The following is a 14,949-nucleotide window of genomic DNA, read 5'->3' as shown; positions in this document are numbered from 1 at the left end:
CAGGAACCTGTCACGGGCCACGCAGAGGCCAGCAGTTCTCGCGGCTACATGCAGCAGCGCAAGGACGACTACCTCAGGCCCCTTCGTCGGATGGAAGGGGAGGTACGAGGCCTCCAGTCCGTGGTCGAGGCCGACGAGATGATCCGCGAGGTGATCGAGGCCATCGCCGGCCGGGTCCGCTCCTGAGACAGGACCACCAGAACGAACATCCACGGCAATGCACGTACATGAGGAATCGAAAGGACAACTCGAGATGAGCACCGCCACGTACAGCGTCGTCGGCATGACCTGCGGCCACTGCGTCAACTCCGTGACCGAAGAGGTCCGCCAGGTCCCCGGCGTCACCGACGTCAGCGTCGATCTCGCCACCGGTGGACTCGCCGTCAGCGCCGTGGCCGATGTGGACGACGGTGCCGTGCGCGCTGCCGTTGAAGAAGCCGGGTATCAGGTAGCCGAGCCCGCCAACCTGCTCGCAGGGGCTGGTGACCAGACGTCCGGGTGTGGCTGCGGCTGCAGCTGAAAGTCTGCGCCCGGAGGCTGGTCGTGGGGTACCGCTAGCGGCCCATCGCCGGCCCATTCCGACGTCCGCCACGCGGGCGGCGGCACCGCAGGCAGCTGACCGAAAGTGGCCTTGTGTCGGCACGACTCGGGTGGCGCCCCTTCGGGAGCCGCCGCGCTGTAAGTGCCGGCTGTGGCGCAGCTCGGCGTCCTCATCAAAGGCCCGAAGGTGCTCAGGGTGGTCACGGTCCCGGACAAGACCGGGACCGTGGCCACCGGCCGGAGACCCCTGCTCGAGTCGTCACCGTCATGGACATGTGGCCGGCCTTACCGCGATCACTCCGACGCGCAGTCCCGCAGGGCCGAACCCTCGAAGTCGGGAACGGCGCGGGCCTGCGCCTCCTCGGTCGTGGCGGCCTTCCCGTTCTCCTCGATGTCCTGGATCAGCCACTCCATCTCGGCGATCTCGCGCTCCTGGGCCTTGATGATCTCGACGGCGAGCTGGCACACCCGGACGTCGGTGATGTCGGCGCGCTCGGACCGGGTGATGGCCAGCGAGTGGTGCGGGATCATCGCACTCATCCAGGCGGAGTCCTGCACGGTGGCCTGGCTGCGGTCCAGCGCGATTCCGCCACCCAGCAGCAGCAGGCTCACCGCCACGATCGCGATGTTGCCCTTCACGTTCTTGTACATGTTGAGCATCCACGCGAGCATGATCAGGCCCATGGTGCCGCCCATGGTGACCGCCATGAACACGCGGCTCTGGCTGAACCGGACGTGACTCCACTCCCACGTGCCGGCGAACATCGTGAAGTACATGACGACCATGGACGTCGTGATCATGGCTGTGAAGCGCAGGTACATCTTCGTCTCGTGGGACATGCCGCCGTCCTGACCGTGTTCCTTCGCCTCGTCGCTCCTCTTGGTCGCCATGGATCCGATCTCCGTCCTTGCTGTCGTCGGTGGGGAGGAACTCCGCAAACCACTGACTGCATCGTCACGCGAGCCGTTCGCCGCAGCCCGCGACGTCACATGTGCGTGGTTGCAGTGGCAGCGGTGTCGGCCCCCGGGCCCGGACCGCTGCATGGGTAGACGTTGGTTGGCGTACGTCGGACGTCTGGATGCCCGTACGGCCGTACGGATAAACCGGAGAGTCGATACCGCCGTCGGGACAGCTGGGGTTGCGCTCACGACGAACTCGCCATAAGTGCCGACTTGTTCGGCATCGATCGGGCGACATCAGCCCGCGACGCCGACGACTGGACGAAGAGCGCGCCGATCTGCGGAAGCGATGGCGTCGGGTGTCGTTGTGACCACGATGCCTTCGACAGTCGGCGGGGGCAGCTCGACGTCCAGCGCCGCTGGAGCGATGGTTCGGCCCCGGGGCGTCGTTGGGGCCGCTCTTGGCCTGGCGCCGCCGAGGCCGACCCACCGTGCAGTCCCTGTCAGCCCAGCGAGCTGATGAGGTCCCGGCACGCCCGCTCACAGCGCCGGCAGGCCTCGGCGCAGACCCGGCAGTGCTCGTGCATCGAGGCGTGGCTCTCGCACTCGTCACCGCACGCCTTGCAGGCGGCAGCGCAGGCCTCGAGCACCGCCCGGGTGAGGTTGGCGTCGTAGCCGGTGTGCCGGGAGAGCACACGGCCGGTCGTGTCGCAGACGTCGGCGCAGTCGGCGTTGGTGCGAATGCACTTGGTCAGCTCGGCGACCATGTCCTCGCTGAGGCAGGCGTCGGCGCAAGCGGTACACGCCTGGGCGCACTCGAAGCAGGCCTCGATGCACTCAAGGAGCTTCTGCTTGTCCACCCCGCCGAGGTCCTTGGGGTAGGTGTCGAGCATCTGGGCTGCCACGGTCATGGTTGCCTCCTCGGTTTCTCGGCGCCGGACGGCTCGGATGTCGCCCGGATCGGACGCCGACGATTCCGGCGGTACCCGCAGACCCGTACGGGTATGAGCGGCCTGGAGGTGTTTCTCGATGTCCGAACCTGACCACGCCCATCCGGTCGACCCGGAACGTGTCGCGCACGCCCGTGCCCGGCTGCCCAGCCGGGAAGAAGCCGCCCAGCTGACCAGCGTGCTGAGCCTGATGGCCGATCCCACCCGGGCCCGCGTGCTATTCGCGCTCGACATGGTCGAGGAGCTCTGCGTCGGCGACCTGGCTCTGGCCCTGGAGGCCAACGAGGACGCCGTCGGCTATGCCCTGCGGCTGCTTCGCACGGCGGGACTGGTGACCAACCGGAAGCAGGGTCGCGTCGTGTACTACCGCCTGGCCGAGGGCTTTCCCGAGCCGCTGCGGGAGCACTGTCTCCGCCAGTTGGTCGTCCTCTCGGAAGCGGCGCCCGACGACGATTAACGGTCGGTGTGTCGAGGCTGGCGCGGCGGCCAAGGCAGGGTGATCGTCGCCGCGCGAACATCTCCGACCACCCCTACAGTCGGGCACACCCGGACGGTCGTCCGGATGACGTTGTCGTATCCGCCGCCCGGCACCGGCCATTCCCAACGGCATCTCCGTTGAGGGGAGGAGAGCGCCATGGTTGCGCTGCTCTCGCTGGCCGTCCTGGTCGTGGCCTGGATCGTCGGGCTGTACGCGCTGTCGGCGGCGTTGCGCACCGCCCGGGGGCCCGCCGCCGTGCTGCCGTATGAGTCAGGCCTGCTTCCACAGCAGCACGCCGTGTCTCGCTACCACGCGCGGTGGTACGCGGTCACGGTCCTCTTCCTGGCCTTCGACATGGAGATGATCTTCATGTACCCGTGGGCGGTCGTGGTCGCGGACATGGGGACGACGGCCGTCGTCGAGATGTTCGGCTTCCTCGCCGTGCTGCTCGTCGGTGTCACCTACGTCTGGCGTGAAGGTGCGCTGCGATGGACCTGATCGCCCGAGTGCGGAACTGGGCGCTGGCGAGGCCGCGGGTGCTGCTCGTCGACGCCCCGGGTGCGACGACGCTCCGGTGGTCCGTCGAGGCCGAGTTGGACCGGCGCGGCTGGCCGTGCGCCGTGTCACCTGCGGACACCGACCTGCTGGTCGTCCTCGGCGAACCCGGACCGGAGCTTGCAGAAGCCGTCGACGTGCTGTGGAGCCAGGTCCCCGAGCCGCGGCGCCGAGTGGAAGTGCAGGGCACCGGTGACGTTGCCGTCGCTCTGGACCAGGGCCGAGCTGCGCTGGTCCGGCCGGCCGAATCAGGAACGAAGGAGGACGGTCGGCCGTCGCCGGCCTCCTTGCTTAGCAACGACGAGGACGAGGACGCCCACGACGAGGGCATGGGCCACGCCGGCCACGAGGGCATGGACCACGGCGGTGGTGGTCACGAGGGCATGGACCACGGCGGTGGTGGTCACGAGGGCATGGACCACGGCGGTGGTGGTCACGAGGGCATGGACCACGGCGGTGGTGGTCACGAGGGCATGGACCACGGCGGTGGTGGTCACGAGGGCATGGACCACGGCGGTGGTGGTCACGAGGGCATGGACCACGGCGGTGGTGGTCACGAGGGCATGGACCACGGCGGTGGTGGTCACGAGGGCATGGACCACGGAATGCACCACGGTGGTGAGGTCGCCGGGCTGCCCATGGCCATGACAGGCCCCGATCGGGACGGCCTCGAACTCGATGTCCTCAAGGTGGCGCTCGGGCCAGTGCTGCCGGGTTGGCCGACGGGGCTGGTCCTGCGGGCGGAGCTGCAGGGTGACGTCCTCACTTCTGCAGAGCTGACCTGGCTCGACGCCGGCATCCTCCCAGCCGCTCAACAGCAGTCCGACTCCCAGGGGGCCGCACTCGACCGGCTCGCCCGCTTCCTGGACGTGGCCGGCTGGCCGACCGCCGCCCGAGACGCGCGCCGCGCCCGGGACGGGGTAGCCGAAGGGGCCGATCGAGATGAGGCGCAACGGCTCGCTAAGGCCGTGGCGCGGCGGGTGAGCCGTTCGCGGACCTTGGCGTGGACGGCCGGGGGCATTGGGAGGCGCGGGTCCGGGGGAGACGCCCTGGACCGGGTCAGGCGTTGGTGCGACATGGCGTCGGGGCAGCCGGTCGAGGACTTGCCCGCGATGTCACTGGACGAGGTCGCGGCTCTGGTGGAGGGCGCGGAAGTCGGGAGCGCCCGGCTCCTCGTGGCCAGCCTCGACCTCAGCCCCGTGTCCGCGGTGTCGGCTCCGGAGCACCTGCATGCCTGAGCAGACTCTGGCGGAGGCGTGGGGGCTGGCCCCGGCGGTCCTCGGGGTCGTGGGGCTGGGACTTGTCCTCGGTCTCGTGGTGGCGGTGGTCGACCGCGTCGTCGTCTTCGGCGCATCGGGGGCCGCTGTCGAGCCGATCCGCTCGAGCGCGCGTCTGCTGGTCGAGCAGCGGCGGACGACGCTGGCGGCGGATCGGCTGCTGTGGCGGATCGGCTGCGTCGCTGTGCCGACACTGGCGCTGCTGTCTCTGGCGGTGGTACCCGTGGCTGGCCGGACCCTGTGGTCGACCAGCGCCGATCTCGTGTGGTTCAACGCCATGGAGGCACTGCTGTGGGCGGCGGTGTGGCTGGTCGGCTGGGGCCCGAACGCCGTCCATGCGCTGACCGGTGGATACCGATTCCTCGCCCAGGGCTTGGCCTACGAGCTGCCGCTGATGTTCGCGCTCATCACGGCTGGCCTGGCGGCCGGCTCACTGCGCACGACGGACGTCGTGGCCGCGCAGGAGGGCCTGTGGTTCGTGGTCACGATGCCGGTCGCCTTCGTGATCTTCGTGGCCAGCGCCGCGGCCTTCGCCTTCTGGGGGCCGTTCGCCGCACCCGCCGCAGCCGACATCGCCGGCGGCGTCACCTCGGAACTGTCCGGGGTGGACCGGCTGCTGGTGGAGGCCGGTCGTGCCGTCTTCCTCGGCGCGAGCGCGGCCATGGCGGCGGCGCTGTTCCTCGGGGGCGACTCCGGCCCCTGGTTGCCCGGCCCACTGTGGCACCTGCTGAAGACGCTGGCCGTCGTCGCTGCTTTGGTTTGGGTGGGACGACGGATGCCGGTGCTGCGGCCCGACCGCACGGTGGAGGTCGGCTGGATGGTCCTCGTCCCGCTGACGCTGCTGCAGGCGTTGGTCGTCGCCGTCCTCGTCCTGAACGGGTTCTACGCGTGAGGAGGAGCCGATGCTGAGCGATCTCTCCGGCTGGGCAATCACGGCCGTCGCCGTCCTAGGGGTCCTGTCGGTCGCCGCGGGGGTCGCCGTCTTCGTCGTCGACTCGATGGCACGGGCGACCTTCGCCCTGCTGGCGTCGTTCCTCGCCGTGGCGGGCATCCTGCTCGCCCTCGACCTGGTCTACCTGGCCGTCGTGACCGCGCTGATGATGACGATCGAGATGGCGATCATGGCCGTCTTCATGATCATGTTCATGATGAACCCGGCCGGGCTTATGCCGATGACGATGGTGCACAACGCCAAGGGCTCGGCCGTGACGGGTGCGGGTGCGTTCGTCGTCCTCGTCGTCGGCATCTGGACGATCGACTGGCCGACCCGGGACACCTCCCGCCCGGCTGACAGCACCCGCCAGCTCGGTGAGGCGATCATGGGCAGCCACATGCTCGTCATGCTGGTGATCGGCATCGGGCTGTTCGCCACGATCCTGGCCGGCACCGTCCTGGCCACCGCGCGCGGCCGCTACGACCGTTTCGGCCCGCGGCTGGATTCGCAGCGCCCGGATGACCCGGTGTCCGGGGGACTGCGCCGATGACCGCCGAGCTGGTGCTGCAGATCGTGCTGACCGTCGCCGCCGGCCTGATCGGTGTCGGGCTGTTCGGGGCGTTGTCCCAGCAGACGATCGTCATGGTGATGATGGGCCTCGAACTCGTCCTCAACGGTGTGCTGCTGGCCGGGGGAGCGGCCTGGTACTTCCTCGCGCCGGAGCTGCCCGACGCCCAGGTGCTGGTCGTCGTCGCCCTGGTGGTCATGGCGGTGGAGATGGCCATGGGCTTCGCCGTCACCGTCGCCTTCTACCGAGCTCGACAGCTCGACATGATCGACATGGCGTCGGACCTGCGCGGATGAGCGCCGTCCTCGGCGCCCTGGCGCTGCTTCCCGCCCTGACTGGCGCGGGGCTGCTGGCTACCGGTCGGCGGGCCGACCGCGCCGCCGGTCCGGTCGCCGTTGGTGCCACCGGCGTCGCCATCGTCCTCGCCATCCTGGTGGCGGCTGCCCGACCGAGCGTCTCCATGCCGTTCCTCGGGATCGTCGAGGGCGGGGATCTGCGCCTCGTCGTCGACGGGCTCTCCGCCGTGCTCGTCGTCCTGGTGGCCGGCATCGCCTTGCTGGTCACCGTGTTCGCCGTCGTGGACCTGCCGGCGGATGCCGCTCGGGGGCGGTTCTTCGGCTACCTGCTGCTGTTCGTCGCGGCCATGCTGGCCACGGTCACCGCGGCCACCCTGCCCGCGCTGCTGCTGGCCTGGGAGGTGATGGGCGCGACCTCCTACGCGCTCATCGGCTACCACTGGGACGAGCCGGGCAAGCTGGCCGCCGGCACCCGGGCGTTCGTGACCACCCGGGCCGGTGACCTCGGCCTGTACGTCGCCGCCGGGGCGGCACTGGCCGCGCCCGGAAGCCTGGTGCTGGCAGACCTGGACACTGCGGGCGGCGGCTGGGCGGACGTGGCCGCCGCCGGCCTGCTGGTCGCCGCACTCGGCAAGTCCGCGCAGCTGCCCTTCTCCGGATGGCTGTCGGCGGCGATGCAGGGACCGAGCCCGGTGAGCGCGCTGCTGCACTCGGCGACGATGGTGGCCGCCGGCGGCTACCTGCTGATCCGGATGCAGCCGCTCTTCGCCGCGACCGGCTGGGCCGCGACGGCGGCGGCGTGGGCCGGGGCGATGACCGCGCTGGTCCTGGGTGCGGTGGCCGTGGCGCAGACCGACTTCAAGCAGTTGCTCGCGGCCAGCACCGCCGCGCAGATCGGCTTCGTCGTCCTCGCCGCCGGGGTGGGTGCCACCGCTGGCGGCACCGCCCAGCTGGTCGCGCACGCCGCGGTCAAGGCCGGCCTGTTCGTCGCCGCCGGGGCCTGGCTCACCGCGCTGGGCACCAAGCAGCTGGCCGGCCTGCGTGGCGCCGCCCGTCGGTATCCGGGGATCGGGGCAGCGGCCACCGTCGCCGCCCTCGCGCTGGCCGGCGTGCCGCCGCTATCGCTGTGGGCCACCAAGGACGAGGTACTCGCCGGTGTCGACGGGACCGCGCTGAACATCGTCGGCCTCGCCGCCGCCGCGGTCTCGGCGGTCTACGCCGGTCGGATCCTGGCCGTCGTCCTCGCCAGGCCGGCGGGGGACGAGGCGTTCGACGAGGAGGAGCCGGGCACCCGGCGCGTCCCGGCCCTGACCACGGTCGTGGCCGGCGTGCTGGCCGTGTTCGCCGCCGGGCTGGGTGTGCTCGCGCTGCCGGCCGTGGCAGAGCAACTCAAGGCGGTCCTGGATGTGGGAGGGGAGCCGTCCCCGGGGCTGGGGGAGCTGCTGCTCTCCGGGGCGCTCGCGCTGGTGGCCCTGGGGCTGACCGTCGCCGTGGTCCGGGCCCGCCCTGCCGTCACGGAGCAGCTCTCCCGGGGGCCGCTTGCGTCGTGGGCCGGGCTGGGACGGCTGCTCTCGCCACGACCGGCGATGGCGCTAGCCCGGGCGCTGGCCACCGTGGACGACAGGGTGATCGACCGGGCGGTCGTGGGGGTGGCCCTCGGCGCCCGTCGGCTCGCCGGCATGGCATCCCGGGCGGACGACGGCGTCCTGGGCGGCGCGGTGTCCGGCGTCGCCGCAGCGACCCGCCGCACCGCGGCCGGCTCCGCGCGCATCGACACCGACGTGGTGGACGGCGCCGTCCGCGGCATGGCGCGGGCGTTCCGCCACGCGGGGGGCGCTGCTCGCCGTCCGCAGACGGGGCTGCTGCACCAGTACTACGCCCAGGCCGTCGTCGGTCTGGGGTTCCTGCTCGTCCTCCTGCTCGTGGTGAGGTAGTCGTGCTGCTGACCGTCGTGATCTTCCTGCCGTTGCTGGCTGCTGGTGTGCTGCTGGCAGTCCCGAGGGTCCCCGGTCGCGCGGCGATCGGGGTGTGGGTGGCTGCCTCCGCCGTCGACCTGGCGCTGGTCGGCTGGATGTGGTGGGGCTTCGAGCCAGGGGAGGGCGCCTCGGGCGTCGTCGACGGCCTGGCGTACGAGGCCGACCTGCAGTGGATCCCCACCGTCGACGCCGGCTACCACGTCGGCGTCGACGGGCTCTCCCTGCCGCTGCTGGCCCTGACCGGGGTGCTGTTCCTGGCCTGCGCCATCTACTCACTCCGCGAACCGGACCGGCCGCACACCTACGCCGCGCTGTTCCTCTTCCTCCAGACCGCGTGCATGGGCACGTTCGCCTCGCTCGACCTGATCCTGTTCTTCGTCTTCTTCGACCTGTCCATCGTCGGGATGTACTTCGTCATCGCCGGCTGGGGTCACGGCAACGCCCGGCGCAGCGCGCTGAAGTTCTTCCTCTACACCTTCATCGGGTCACTCGCGCTGCTCGTCGGCTTCATCGGGCTGTTCCTCGGCAGCGAGGAGCGCACCTTCGACATGGTGGCGCTGGCGGCGAACCCGCCGCTCGCGGACTCCCCGGTCGCCGGAGGGCTGGTCCTGCTGGCGATCGGTCTGGGGCTGGCGGTGAAGACGCCGCTGTTCCCGTTCCACACCTGGCTGCCCGACGCGCACACCGACGCACCGGCCGCCGGGTCCGCCGTCCTCGCCGGGATCTTGCTCAAACTCGGCACCTACGGGTTCGTGCGGATCGCCATGCCGATCCTCCCCGACGCCTGGCAGCGGTGGGCCATGGTCGCCGCCGTCGTCGGGGTGATCAGCGTGCTCTGGGGCGCGTTCGTGGCGCTGGCCCAGACCGACGTCAAGCGGATGATCGCCTACACCTCGGTCAACCACATGGGCTACGTGCTGCTCGGACTGGGCGCAGCCGGCCTGGTCGCCTCCGCCGACGAGGGGGCACGGACCGTGGCCACGGTCGGGGCGATGTACCAGATGGTCAGCCACGGCCTGCTCACCGGCGCGCTCTTCCTGCTCAGCGGCGTCCTGTGGTCCCGTGGACGCACCTACGCCTTCGACCGGTGGGGTGGACTGGCCCGGCCGGCGCCGGTCTTCGCCGCCTGCTTCGCGGTCGCCGCGTTCGGCTCCCTGGGGCTGCCCGGCTTCTCCGGGTTCATCGCCGAGTTTCAGGTGTTCACCGGTGCGCTTCAGGCCGCGCCGGTGGCCACGGTGATCGCCGTCGTCGGCATTCTCGTGACCGCCGGACTTTTCTTGCTGGCCCTGCAGCGGCTCTTCACCGGCGACACCGTCGTCCCATCCGAGACAGACCCCGACAAGCCGGCGGAGGGGCCGCGTCCGGACCGTGCGGACGGCACGACGGCGACCGCCGTCCAGCCGCGGACAGCGACCCGGATGCAGGACCTGCGCGGTCACGAGGTGGCATCGGTTGTCCCGCTCCTCGTACTCGCGCTGGTACTGGGCCTGCTCCCGCGTGCCCTGCTGGACGTGCTCGAGCCGGCCGCCATGGCGGTGGTGGAGCTGGTGGGCCGGTGACCGGCATGTCCGGCGGCGGGGAGCGGGTGCTCGCCCTGCTCCCCGAACTGCTCCTGCTCCTCGGCGCCGTCGGCGGCCTGCTGCTGGGCCTCTGGACCCCGCAGCACCGGCAGTGGCGGGTCCGGCTCCTGGTCACCGCCGCCTGCCTGGCCAGTGCGATCGCCGCTGCTGTCGCGCTGTCCGAGCCGGCGGAGCGGGTGTTTGAGGGCACCTGGGTCGTTGACACCACCACCGGCGTCGTCCGGATCGTGGTCGCGCTCGGTGTGACTGTCCTGGTCTGGCTGGCATCGGCCTCGCTGGCCGGACATCCGCGGGAGACCGAGGCCTACGTCCTCATGCTGCTCGGCGGGCTCGGCAGCATTGCGCTGGCCGCCAGCGGCGATCTGCTGCTGCTCGTCGCCGCGTATCTGCTGGCCAGCGTCCCGCTGTACGCGCTGGCCGGCTTCGCCAAGGACCCCGCAGGTGTCGAGGCGACGATGAAGTACTACCTGATGGGCGCCTTCGTGGGCGTGCTGATGCTGGTCGGCGTCGCCGCCCTTGTGCTCGCCGCCGGTACAACCGGATACCCCGACCTCGCCGCGCAGCTCCCGGAGGCATCGCCGGCGCTGCTCGCGGTGGGCGTCCTCGGCGTGCTCGCCGGGGTCGCCTTCAAGGCCGGTGCCGTCCCGGTGCACTTCTGGGTTCCCGACGTCACGGCCGGCACCACTCCGCCGATGGCCGCCTACATCACCACGATCCCGAAGATCGGCGCGGTGGCAGCGGCCTTCCGGCTGCTCGCCGAGCCCTTCGCCGACGTCCCGCTCGACGTGCCACTCCTGGTCGCCGTCATCGCCGCGGCCAGCATGACCCTGGGCAACCTGGCCGCCTTCAACCAGACCGACGTACTCCGCCTGCTGGCCTACTCCACGGTCAGCCAGGTCGGCTACCTCTTCATGGTCGTCGCCGTCGCCGCGCGCACCGATCTCGCCGTTCCGGCCCTGGCGATCTACCTGGCCGGCTACGCGGTGACCAACATCGGCGCCTTCGCCGCCGTCGCGGCGGTCCCGGTGGCCCGGACGATCACCGACTGGGCGACCGCGGTCGGACGCCACCGATGGCTCGTCGTCAGCCTCGTCGTCTGCCTGCTCGGCCTCGTCGGCACTCCACCCACGGCGGTCTTCGTCGGCAAGCTCGCCGTTTTCGCGGCGGCCTGGGATGGCGGGCTTGCTTGGTTGGTGGTCGTAGCAGCCATCAACACGGTAGCGAGCCTCTTCTACTATTTGCGCTGGATCGCTCCCGCCGCTACGGGAGTCGCCGCCAGCGAAAGCACGACGGCGGCTGCCCGGGGGACGGGGCCGGGCACCTCCGCGGGAACGGTGCAGCGTGTCGTGCTCGAGCCGGTCGTCGTTCTCCATACGGCCGCCGTCGCGTCCCTGCTTCTCGGCATCTGGTCGGGCGTCTGGCTCGCTGTTCTCCTGCCGGGCTGACTGTCCGCCACCCGGTCGCCGGAGTTCATGGCGTGCCGTACAGGGCGGCGGCCGTGCCGGCGCTGCCCCTCAACGACGCCGTGCCGCACATGATCACGCGGCGTTGATGGATGCGCGCCGGCGGGAAATGGTTCGTTTGGTGGTGGCAAGCTGCCGGGCGATGTCGCGGATGGACTCGCCGCGTTCGGTGAGGCGCCGGACGACTTCGTCCTGCTCAGCGAGGGTCAGGTGCTCGAGGCGGACGCCGTCGCCAGCGAGGGCGCGCTCGATGGCGATCTCGTCGAGGTCGTCGTCCTTCTCTACGCGCCGAGCGTGGTGTTGAGGCTCTGGGTCGGTGTCGATGTCGTCCCAGGCCAGAGGTGGCAGCCAGCCGCGTTCGGCGGCGAAGGCGCGGGCGGCGTCGGCGGCGGCGCGCTGGTCGTCGGTGGAGTGTGGTGGGCGGAGGTTCCACAGCTGTTCGTAGAGGGCGGTGACGTCCTGGGCGGTTCGCGCGGTGACGGCGTCGCTGAGCATGCTGCGTCGGAGACCAGCTGAGTTTCGGCCGAGCCTGGCGGCCAGCTCGTCGTGGGGCCATCCGATGGCGATCAGGGCCTGCAGCCGGCGACGAGTGCCCGTGGCGCCGACGTGACTGCGCGGTGCACGATTGGCCTCGTCGACGCGAACGCGTAAGACCTGGTGGGCGGTCTCGGGCCGGACCCGCCGGATGCCTGGGTTGCCGTCGCGCCCGGGGTTGGCCAGCTCGCGGACGTGGCTGGTGGAGAGGCCGGCGAGCATGGCGATCTGCTCGACGCCGATGCCGGCGGCCCGTAGCGCGCGGAGGTGCTCGCGCACCGGGGCCGCGTCCACGAACGGCCGCCAGCGGCCGAAGGTCTGCGCGCGGTGCACGGCACGGCCGGACGCGGTGTTGGCGGCGGTGCAGTCGGTGCATCGGCAGCGGTCCTTGACATAGGCGGCACGGGTTCCGTGCACATGCCGAGCACGCGGATGGGTGCAGTCCCGCCTCACCCGGCTCTGAGCGCGCTGGACACGGCGACGTGTTCGCTCGGTGGCCCGCTGGTGCTTCGCACAGGAATGGCGCGCGTGGTGAAGGTCGGCGAGGGCGTCGCTGGCGTACGTGCTGCTGTAGCCGCAGGCCGGGCAGGTACGGGTGGCGCTCATGCCCCGGCCAATGGAGATGCGGCGACGGGCTGACCGGTGTGGCCACGACCGGGTACGCCGGCCCTGCCCAGGACGTCCTCGATCCAGTCGGTGCGCAGGCTGCCGGCGTCTCCGACGTGGTCGTCGAAGGCCATGGCCGTGAACTGCTGGGCGGTGACGGCCCACTCCCGGTCGGACAGGGGCCGCTCGAGGTGCGCTTCGACGGTGGGCCGGTCGACGTAGGCGATGCTGGCGCCGATGACGTCGGCCAGGTCGGTGAGCAGACGGTGGGTGTCGCCGCTGTAGCAGTCGACGAGGTCCTGCAGCACGCCGCAGCAAGCAGGGGAGACGTGGGACGGTGCCAGCGCAGGGGCTGCCGCCGTCCGTCGTCTCGGCTGACCGCACATCCCTGCTCCGCTGGTGAGTAGTTGCTCTCACCGGGAGAAGGCGCTTTTCGGAGCCGTTTGGTGACACCCCGCCGAAAAGTCGGGTCCGGCGGCGATGGATCAGATGTCTAGCGAAGCTCCGGTCGAGGCGAGTCGTGTCGCGTCGTGGGGTTTCGTTGGTCCGTGGGGGAGTGGCTACGAGGAACTCTGCTTCTGTCTCGATCGCGACGACGGGATGTCAGCCGCGCGGGGTGTCACGCTGCCCCGGTGGGACACCCGTCGAGGAAGGGGTGAAGTCAGTGGCGAAGAGTGGATCTTCGGCGGCCCACCGAGGCGCCGGACCCGGTGATCGAAGCTGCCGGCGAGCCACTGTGACAGGCACTCTTTAGGCACCCAATACTCTCGCAACCAGTCGCTCGCAACCGTCGCAGCCAACGCTCCGCACCGTATCTGACCTGCGTGTTCAACGCGTGCCAACGCGAGCAATCGCCTCAAGATCAAATCGCAGGGTTATTGGTTCGAGTCCAATCGGGGGAGCAACACCGCAGGTCAGGTGGCAGCCTTAGCCTCCTTTAAGCCCTAGAGCCCCATCAAACCCCCATTTTTCTCTTACAGGGGCGTGGGACGGCTGGATCGAAAGGGACCCCGCTCATCCGTGGTCACCTGCGCCCACGGCGGCACGGTGATCGCAGTCCCGTCACCGAAGACGGGAGGGCCATAGGTCGACCACCCTCCGTCATAGCCAGCGCACCGCGTGGCATCTGTGTGGCCGCGGGTGGCTCCTCCTCCTGCATGCGCATCGGTCCACCTGACAGTGAGCGGCACCACGAGTACCTTGACGTATCGCAGTGCCGACCCCAGCGGGGAACCGTCTTCGGCTCTCAAGCCGGACAGCTGTCTCCTGACGGCGACCCACGTCCAAAGGAAGGGGTCCCCAACCAGGTCTTCTGCTTCAGCCCGGCGACGTCGTCGCGTGGGAACGTTTGGACTCGCGTTCTGTCATGCGGACGAGTGGCCACGAGTCACCGCAGGGCGTCGAGGTACTCGCCGCTGGCCGGGGCGGCGTTCATCGCCAGCAACCCGAGGCAGGGTATATCGCGCTGGCGAGCATGAGCGTCGTCGGCTCGCCAGGGGAGCGCGGTGGCGGGGGGCGGCACCGGGGTGGTGGCCCACAGCTCGTCGTCCCCCCGAACCTGGACGTGCACGGATGGAGTACCGGGCAGCGAGAGCTCCAGGACCCGAGGACTCCCGAGAACGACCGTGGGCCACTATCCAGCGACCTGGGAGGCGATGAGGCTTCGATCTTGTGCGGCACATGAACATCCAGGCCAGGTGCCGCTCCGGTCACCCGACGTCCGCGTCCAAGGTGCCTGGGTGCAATTGAAACCCTGATTATGCCGTTGCGCTGATTATGCCGTTGCGCTGCGCGGGAGGTGGAGACCCTATCCGCAAGTAAGCTTGCTGTTCACACCTCATCTCCGCGCCCATTGAGGGTTGACCAGCTGAAAGACTCGACTACGACCGAGTCGATCAGGTGCGCTCCGTCAGGTGCGGGCATGTCTGTTCCGTACAGATGTCGCTGGCTAAGTCGCTACACGTAGCCGCCAGCACCCGGGCTGACGCGGGAACGCGGTCGCCCGGACGGCTCGCCTGTGAGGCGCTGTCATGCTCCGGCGGGCGGCGCCATCACGACCCACCGATCTGCGACACGCCCGACGGATCGGCATGGGAACTCATGCCGACATATGCTGCAATGGCCAGCATGGGTGCTGGGGCGTTCGCCGGGCTGGTCGCAGCCATGGGACTGCCCCCAGTCCGGTTGACTCTCTTCGGTAGGGGTTAGGCCGCTGCTGCGGCGTGGGTGAGTGTCTCGTATTCGACCGGGGTGAGCCGGCCCAGGCGGCGTTGCCGCCGGCGGCGGTGGTAG

Annotated in this window: 16 protein-coding genes; 11 read left to right on the top strand and 5 right to left on the bottom strand. The window is 70.4% G+C overall.

The genetic code is table 11. From position 1 onward, the window contains the following. Positions 1-48: 48 nt before the first annotated feature. Together D0Z06_RS25110 and D0Z06_RS14890 are read left to right on the top strand one after the other, a co-directional pair. A complete protein-coding gene (locus D0Z06_RS25110; protein WP_147252388.1) occupies positions 49-186 on the top strand; it encodes a metal-sensing transcriptional repressor in 138 nt (45 codons plus the stop codon). 67 nt (positions 187-253) lie between these two features. Further along, complete coding sequence (locus tag D0Z06_RS14890) at positions 254-520, top strand: heavy-metal-associated domain-containing protein (RefSeq protein ID WP_117378258.1); 267 nt, start codon at positions 254-256, stop codon at positions 518-520. A gap of 314 nt (positions 521-834) precedes the next feature. Here the strand turns inward: D0Z06_RS14890 and D0Z06_RS14885 are convergent, their stop codons facing one another. Both D0Z06_RS14885 and D0Z06_RS14880 read right to left on the bottom strand, forming a co-directional pair. Beyond that, positions 835-1,431: a DUF305 domain-containing protein gene (locus D0Z06_RS14885; RefSeq protein WP_113831223.1), complete on the bottom strand. Its 597-nt coding sequence runs from the start codon at positions 1,429-1,431 to the stop codon at positions 835-837. A gap of 512 nt (positions 1,432-1,943) precedes the next feature. Then, positions 1,944-2,351 (bottom strand): four-helix bundle copper-binding protein, encoded by a 408-nt coding sequence (locus D0Z06_RS14880; RefSeq protein WP_113831222.1) that lies wholly within the window; start codon positions 2,349-2,351, stop codon positions 1,944-1,946. 118 nt (positions 2,352-2,469) lie between these two features. On the opposite strand from D0Z06_RS14880, the gene D0Z06_RS14875 reads away from it, so the two are divergent. The 9 genes from D0Z06_RS14875 to D0Z06_RS14835 all read left to right on the top strand — a co-directional run bounded on the left by D0Z06_RS14875 (position 2,470) and on the right by D0Z06_RS14835 (position 11,499). After that, positions 2,470-2,847, top strand: a complete 378-nt coding sequence (locus D0Z06_RS14875; protein WP_113831221.1) for an ArsR/SmtB family transcription factor — start codon at positions 2,470-2,472, stop codon at positions 2,845-2,847. A 177-nt stretch (positions 2,848-3,024) separates the two neighbouring features. Then, positions 3,025-3,366 carry an NADH-quinone oxidoreductase subunit A gene (locus D0Z06_RS14870; RefSeq protein ID WP_113831220.1) on the top strand — a complete coding sequence of 114 codons (342 nt, stop codon included), beginning with the start codon at positions 3,025-3,027 and terminating at the stop codon, positions 3,364-3,366. Next, a complete protein-coding gene (locus tag D0Z06_RS25860; protein ID WP_199522330.1) occupies positions 3,357-4,661 on the top strand; it encodes a hypothetical protein in 1,305 nt (434 codons plus the stop codon). Before D0Z06_RS14870 ends, D0Z06_RS25860 begins: the two co-directional genes overlap by 10 nt. Next, a complete protein-coding gene (locus D0Z06_RS14860) occupies positions 4,654-5,592 on the top strand; it encodes an NADH-quinone oxidoreductase subunit H (protein ID WP_117378256.1) in 939 nt (312 codons plus the stop codon). Before D0Z06_RS25860 ends, D0Z06_RS14860 begins: the two co-directional genes overlap by 8 nt. 10 nt (positions 5,593-5,602) lie before the next feature. Further along, complete coding sequence (locus D0Z06_RS14855; RefSeq protein WP_113831972.1) at positions 5,603-6,184, top strand: NADH-quinone oxidoreductase subunit J; 582 nt, start codon at positions 5,603-5,605, stop codon at positions 6,182-6,184. Further along, positions 6,181-6,498 carry an NADH-quinone oxidoreductase subunit NuoK gene (locus D0Z06_RS14850; RefSeq protein WP_113800564.1) on the top strand — a complete coding sequence of 106 codons (318 nt, stop codon included), beginning with the start codon at positions 6,181-6,183 and terminating at the stop codon, positions 6,496-6,498. The genes D0Z06_RS14855 and D0Z06_RS14850 overlap by 4 nt, the downstream gene beginning before the upstream one ends. Then, positions 6,495-8,432: a proton-conducting transporter transmembrane domain-containing protein gene (locus D0Z06_RS14845; RefSeq protein ID WP_113831970.1), complete on the top strand. Its 1,938-nt coding sequence runs from the start codon at positions 6,495-6,497 to the stop codon at positions 8,430-8,432. Before D0Z06_RS14850 ends, D0Z06_RS14845 begins: the two co-directional genes overlap by 4 nt. Before the next feature lie 2 nt (positions 8,433-8,434). Next, on the top strand, positions 8,435-10,033 hold the full coding sequence (locus D0Z06_RS14840; RefSeq protein ID WP_199522329.1) for a complex I subunit 4 family protein: 1,599 nt from the start codon (positions 8,435-8,437) through the stop codon (positions 10,031-10,033). A gap of 5 nt (positions 10,034-10,038) precedes the next feature. Beyond that, positions 10,039-11,499: an NADH-quinone oxidoreductase subunit N gene (locus D0Z06_RS14835; protein WP_113831988.1), complete on the top strand. Its 1,461-nt coding sequence runs from the start codon at positions 10,039-10,041 to the stop codon at positions 11,497-11,499. A gap of 93 nt (positions 11,500-11,592) precedes the next feature. Here the strand turns inward: D0Z06_RS14835 and D0Z06_RS14830 are convergent, their stop codons facing one another. The 3 genes from D0Z06_RS14830 to D0Z06_RS14820 all read right to left on the bottom strand — a co-directional run bounded on the left by D0Z06_RS14830 (position 11,593) and on the right by D0Z06_RS14820 (position 14,227). Next, entirely contained in the window at positions 11,593-12,657 is a 1,065-nt protein-coding gene (locus D0Z06_RS14830; RefSeq protein WP_117378254.1) for a helix-turn-helix domain-containing protein, read from the bottom strand. Beyond that, positions 12,654-12,965: a hypothetical protein gene (locus D0Z06_RS14825; protein WP_113831966.1), complete on the bottom strand. Its 312-nt coding sequence runs from the start codon at positions 12,963-12,965 to the stop codon at positions 12,654-12,656. The genes D0Z06_RS14830 and D0Z06_RS14825 overlap by 4 nt, the downstream gene beginning before the upstream one ends. A gap of 1,079 nt (positions 12,966-14,044) precedes the next feature. Further along, positions 14,045-14,227: a hypothetical protein gene (locus D0Z06_RS14820; protein ID WP_117378252.1), complete on the bottom strand. Its 183-nt coding sequence runs from the start codon at positions 14,225-14,227 to the stop codon at positions 14,045-14,047. Positions 14,228-14,949: the final 722 nt, after the last annotated feature.

It is taken from the genome of Geodermatophilus marinus, from assembly GCF_003428645.1.
Classification (GTDB): domain Bacteria; phylum Actinomycetota; class Actinomycetes; order Mycobacteriales; family Geodermatophilaceae; genus Geodermatophilus.
This window is presented reverse-complemented; position numbering and strand designations above follow the sequence as displayed.